Here is a 5,524-nt window from a genome sequence, read left to right on the forward strand (position 1 = left end):
CGGCGGCATGCGGGGCCGCGGCCGCACCGGCCGCGGGCGGCTGGCGCCACCACTGGCCGGACATCTGGGCCTCGATCTCGTCGATTTTCTGCAGGGTGGCCGTGCTGCGCGTCTCCTGGCCCAGCAGCGAGGACAGGACCTCGGCCTCGCGCTCGGCCCCAGCCTCGTGCACCTGGCCGATGGCCTGGTTGCGCTGGCGCAACTGCCGCAGCTGGGCAAACTCCTGCTGGCGGATGGCGTCGTTGCGGCGCTTGCGCGCCATGACCTCCTGCAGCGCCTCACGGGCCGTCAGACTGTCGGGGTCGGGCGGAGCGTCAGCCTCCGTGGCGGAGGTTCCGCGCACGATGTGCATGACCTTACGAAAGAAACCGCCGGATTTGCCGCTGTCTGGTTGCATGGTGCTGCGCATGAAAAACCGTGCACTGGGCACGGTCCTGAATCAATCTCCGAACATCTTCTGCTTGAGTTCGCGCCGCTGTTGCGCTTCGAGCGACAGCGTGGCGGTCGGGCGGGCCAGCAGGCGGGGAACGCCGATCGGCTCGCCGGTCTCATCGCAGTAACCATAGTCGCCAGCGTCGATCCGGGCAATGGCCTGTTCGATCTTTTTGAGCAGCTTGCGCTCACGGTCGCGTGTGCGCAACTCCAGGGCGTGCTCTTCCTCGATCGTGGCGCGGTCGGCGGGATCGGGGACGACCACGGTGTCTTCACGCAGGTTTTCTGCGGTTTCACCGGCGTTCTGGTGCATGTCCTGCTTCAGCTTGACCAGCTTGGCACGGAAATAGGCCAGCTGCACATCGTTCATGTACTCGTCATCGGACATGGCCACGATTTCAGCGTCGGTCAGTTCTTCGAGAGACTTGGTCTTCCAGTTGTTGGCGAGCTTGGGGTCGCGCTTGGTCACGATGGAAGTGGGCGCAGAAGTAATCGTTGGCATGGTCTTGTTGGAAGCGGCCTTGGTGACTGCAGCAGGGGCTGCTGCAGTGGCCTTGGTTGGTTCATGGGTCACAGTGCGGGATGGGCTGCCCGCGGCGGTCTTGGCAGCAGCGGTGCTGGACTTGGCGGCCGTTTTCTTGGCCGCCGGCTTGTCCTTCTGCTCAGCGGTGGTGGCAGCCACTTTGGTGGTGGCTTTTTTCTTGCTCGTCTCGACTGCTGTCACTTCCTGTCTCCTCACAGTACTGGCACGGCCCCGTTGACGCCCCCTAGTGGCTGGAAGCTCCCGGGTTCTTCATTAGGGGCGCGATTGTATCGGTCAGATACTGCCATGCCCCTAAAGTTGCACATAACGCACAGACTTGTCTGGTTTAGCCCTGCCCTGCGCAGTGCGATGAGGACCCGCGCGGGCCTAGACCAGGCACTGATCCAGGCCTTGGCGCAGGATGTCTTGCGGCAGGTCAATGCCGATGAAGACCATCTTGCTCTGTCGTTTTTCATCCGCGGCCCACTCGGGGCCCAGGTCGCTGCCCATCAGCTGGTGCACGCCCTGGAAGATCACCTTGCGGGTGGTGCCGCTCATGTGCAACACGCCTTTATAGCGCAGCATCTTGGGGCCGTAGATGTTCACGATGGCGCCCAGGAAGTCCTCCAGCTTGGCGGGATCGAAAGCCTTGTCCGCACGGTAGACGAAGCTCTTCACATCGTCGTCGTGGTGATGGTGGTGCGGGTGGTGGCAGTGCTCGCCATGCGCATGGTCGTGGCCGCAGTCAGGGCCGTGGCCATGGTGGTCGTGCGCATGTCCGTGCTCACAGTGGCCATGGTCGTGGTCGCAATCGCTGTGGTCGTGCGCATGGTCGTGGTCGTCTTCCTTGAGGAAATCGGGGTCGATGTCCAGCTTGGCGTTCAGATTGAAGCCACGCAGGTCGAACACCTCGTTCAGCGCCACATCGCCAAAGTGCACGGCCTTGATGGGCGCGCGGGGGTTCATGTGCTTGAGGCGGTGGATCAGCGCCTGCTTGTCGTCCTCGGTCACCAGGTCGGTCTTGGACAGGAAGATCTGGTCGGCAAAGCCCACTTGGCGGCGCGCCTCCTGGCGGTCGTCGAGCTGCTGGTTGGCGTGCTTGGCATCGACCAGGGTCAGGATGGAGTCGATCAGGTAGGTTTCCGCGATCTCGTCGTCCATGAAGAAGGTCTGGGCCACGGGGCCGGGATCGGCCAGGCCGGTGGTCTCGATCACGATGCGGTCAAAGTCCACCAGGCCCTGGCGGCGCTTGGCGGCCAGCAGTTGCAGCGCTTCGCGCAGGTCTTCGCGGATGGTGCAGCAGATGCAGCCGTTGCTCATCTGCAGGATCTGTTCCTTGGATTCGGTGCGCAGGATGTCGGTGTCGATGTTTTCTTCACCGAACTCGTTTTCGATCACGGCGATCTTCATGCCATGCGACTCGCTGAGCACGCGCTTGAGCAGCGTGGTTTTGCCCGAACCCAAAAAACCGGTGAGGATGCTGACGGGAATGAGTGCCATGGAAATACAACCTTGTCGCAATGCGCGCGCAACCGCGGCTGCGCTGCGCGGAAAGAGAAATCAAACCAGGGTGCCCAGACAGGGTGCCGGGCGCTGGAGGCGGAAAGTGTAGCCATGCCGCGAAGCACGTGGCGGCACCAGGGGCGTGTGCATTCTGAAGGTTTTTGGCAGTAAGCCCAGGCACAGCCAGCGCTGTCAGCTATGAATATTCATAGATCTTCACGCCGCTACCCGGTTTTCCAGCAGGCTGGCCATGGACGCCAGGTTCAAATCCCCCACCAGCACGCCGGTGAAGCGCCCCTGCGGCCCGTGGATGGGCACGGCAATCGTCAGGCAGAAGTCCTCGGTGGCGCTGGACAGGTAGATGGGCGAGACAAAGGGCTGGCCGCTGTCGCGCACATGCACGAAGTAGGACTGGCTGCCGCGCTGGGCGCCAGCGCCGCCGCCGCGGATGCGGCCGTACATGGCCGGGTTGATCCAGTTGGCGCAGATCTGCTGGCCGTCGGCGTCCAGCTCGAACAGCACCTCAAAGAAGGGGTAGGCCTTGAACACATGGTCCAGCGCATGCGCGTCCAGCCCGCGCGGCTCCTGCAGCAGACGCTGCAGGATGTCCAGCACCTGCACCTCCCAGCCGGACATGCTGGGGCTGCTGCTCTCGGGCTGGACCACCCGGGGGTGGGCCGCCTCCACCACGATGACGTTGCCGCCCGAGGTCTTGCCCACCTTCTTGAGCTTGGCGGCGCGCGCCGAGGCCTCCACGCTGTCCTGGGGCATGCCGGTGCTGCCGTTGACGCAGGACACGGACATGCTGGCCACGGGGTGGGCCTCGCCGTCCTCGGTGACGAAATAGCCGCGCTGCAGGTCCTCGGTGTCGTACAGGTGCCGCGCCAGGGCATGGAACTGCGCCATGGCGCGCTGCAGCTGCGGGATCAGCAGGGCCACGGGGCGGTCGAACAGCACGATGAAGTCATCGCCGCCGATGTGGCCCAGGATGCAGTCTGGGCTGCTGGCGAACACGTGGCGCAGGATTTCGGCCAGCGTGCGGATCATGGCATCGCCGCGCACAAAACCATAGCGGTCGTTAAAGGCCTTGAAATGGTCCAGGTCGATGTAGACCAGCTCCAGCATGCCGTGCTTGCGCGCAATCCGCATGTCGATGGCCTGGCGCAGCGTGGGCCCGGTCGGCAGTTGCGACAGCGGGTGCAGGCTGGCGCCGTGCTCCTGGCGCGCCAGCAGGTGGGAGACCAGCATCATCGGCTCCAGCGTGCCGATGTAGCAGCCGCGCTCGTCGACCACCGCCCAGGGGGCGGCGTCCATGCGCTCCAGGTACAGGCGCCGGGACAGGGCCGTCAGCCCGATGTTGTAGGGCAGCATGCGCTGCAGCGGCTGCGCGCCCTGGGCCACGGTGCGCAGGCCGGGCGAGAGCGCCCTACCACGGTGCAGAACGCCCACCGGATGCCCGGAATCGGTCAGCATGCACCAAGGCAGGTCGGGCGTGTCGCGAAACGCCTGGCGCACCAGCGTCAGCGGGGTCTGGATGTCGAAGGACGGCGGGGTCTCGATCACGTCGGTGATGGAAAACCGGTCCAGCCGCGCCATGGCGACCGTTTTGTCGGCCGTGGGCAGGGCCAGGCTGCCCCGCAACGGTGCATAGGCCGGCTTGGCAAACAGAAAGCCCTGGACCAGATGGATGCCCAGCGAGCGGCAGAAGGCCACGTCCTCCTGGCGCTCCAGGCCTTCGGCGACCACGATGGAGCCCAGGCGCTCGGCCATGGAGACCAGGGCCTCCAGCAGCACCGAACGCACCCGGCTGCCGCGCGCCTGGTGCACCAGGCCCCGGTCCACCTTGATGAAGTCCGAGCGCACCATGGCCAGCACCGACAGGCAGTTGAAGCCGGCGCCCATGTCGTCCAGCGCAATCCGCAGCCCCTGGGAGCGCAGCGCGTCGCAGCGCTGGGCCAGGCCAGCGGGGTCAACCTGCTCGCTCTCGACCACCTCGATCACCACCTCGTGGTGCGGTATATCCAGGTCGTGCAGCCACTGCAGGAACTGGCTGGCCCAGGCAGGCTGCAGCAGGGTGGACGGCAGCACGTTGAGGAACAGGATGGCGCCGGGCTCCAGGTCGGCCACCTTGCGCTGCAGCGCCTTGTACTGCAGCGCCACGTCCAGCGCGTCGAGCCGGCCCAGGTGGCGCGCCAGGGTGAAGGTCTCGTAGCCCGACAGCAGCTCGCCCTGGGGCGTGCGCAGCCGGCACAGGGCCTCGTGGGCATAGATGCGCCCGCCGTCGGCCAGATCGACGATGGGCTGGAAGTGCACCTCCACGTACTTGTCCATGCCCGCCTGCAGCCAGGGGTAACGCAGCCGCGTCAACAGCACCATGAAGGGCACGGCGTTGTCCAGCAGCAGGGCCGGCGATTGCTGGTCCGCCACGCGCACCACCGCCACCAGGGTCAGGGCCAGCACTTCGGCCTCGGTCTCCTGCGCCAGTTGGTCCATCACGCCCTGCAGCGCATCCGGGTGCGGCAGGCGGAACACCCAGACATTGCGCCCCATGCGCATGCCGTGCAGTCGGGCCCAGACCCGGGGAATGTGGTGACCTTCGTATTTGAGGAGCAGTTCCATGACGCCATGCCGCAGATTTGTATAAATCTGTTAAAAGCAAAATTTGCACCACCTGCTGCCGAAGAAAATGTGAGCACGTTGCGCTCATGGCGATGGATGATCCAGCGCAAAAGCACCTGAAAGTCATGAAGAATCAGCGCTGACAGCTCCTGTTCAAGGAGCATCCACCGCCCGCTCAGGGCGATTTCTTGCGTGCCCGCGGGTGGGCCTGCTCATAGGCCTGGGCCAGGTGCTGGAAGTCCAGCCGCGTATAGACCTGCGTGGTGGTGATGTTGGCGTGGCCCAGCAACTCCTGCACGGCGCGCAGGTCGCCGCTGGACTGCAGCACATGGCTGGCAAACGAATGGCGCAGCACGTGCGGGTGCACGGCGGCCGCCAGCCCGGCCTGCTGGCTGCGCTGGCGCAGGCGCAGCCAGATGGTCTGCGGCGTGATGCGCGCGCCGCGCA

At 65.3% G+C, this 5,524-nt stretch carries 4 protein-coding genes and 1 pseudogene; all 5 read right to left on the minus strand.

The window, feature by feature from the left end; genetic code table 11:
• Window positions 1-397: pseudogene (locus SJH88_RS18275) on the minus strand (STAS domain-containing protein); the annotation flags it as partial.
• A gap of 42 nt (window positions 398-439) precedes the next feature.
• Window positions 440-1,156, minus strand: a complete 717-nt coding sequence (dksA, locus tag SJH88_RS18280; protein ID WP_231499126.1) for an RNA polymerase-binding protein DksA — start codon at window positions 1,154-1,156, stop codon at window positions 440-442.
• A gap of 186 nt (window positions 1,157-1,342) precedes the next feature.
• Window positions 1,343-2,455: a CobW family GTP-binding protein gene (locus tag SJH88_RS18285; RefSeq protein ID WP_043380420.1), complete on the minus strand. Its 1,113-nt coding sequence runs from the start codon at window positions 2,453-2,455 to the stop codon at window positions 1,343-1,345.
• Window positions 2,456-2,674: 219 nt separating this feature from the next.
• Window positions 2,675-5,077, minus strand: coding sequence for an EAL domain-containing protein (locus SJH88_RS18290; RefSeq protein ID WP_045267358.1), 2,403 nt, complete (start codon window positions 5,075-5,077; stop codon window positions 2,675-2,677).
• A gap of 175 nt (window positions 5,078-5,252) precedes the next feature.
• On the minus strand, window positions 5,253-5,524 hold a 272-nt coding region (locus SJH88_RS18295), incomplete at its 5' end, for a tyrosine-type recombinase/integrase (RefSeq protein ID WP_274755293.1).

The sequence above is a fragment of the Comamonas sp. GCA5 genome, assembly GCF_036541385.1.
Lineage (GTDB): Bacteria > Pseudomonadota > Gammaproteobacteria > Burkholderiales > Burkholderiaceae_C > Comamonas > Comamonas aquatica.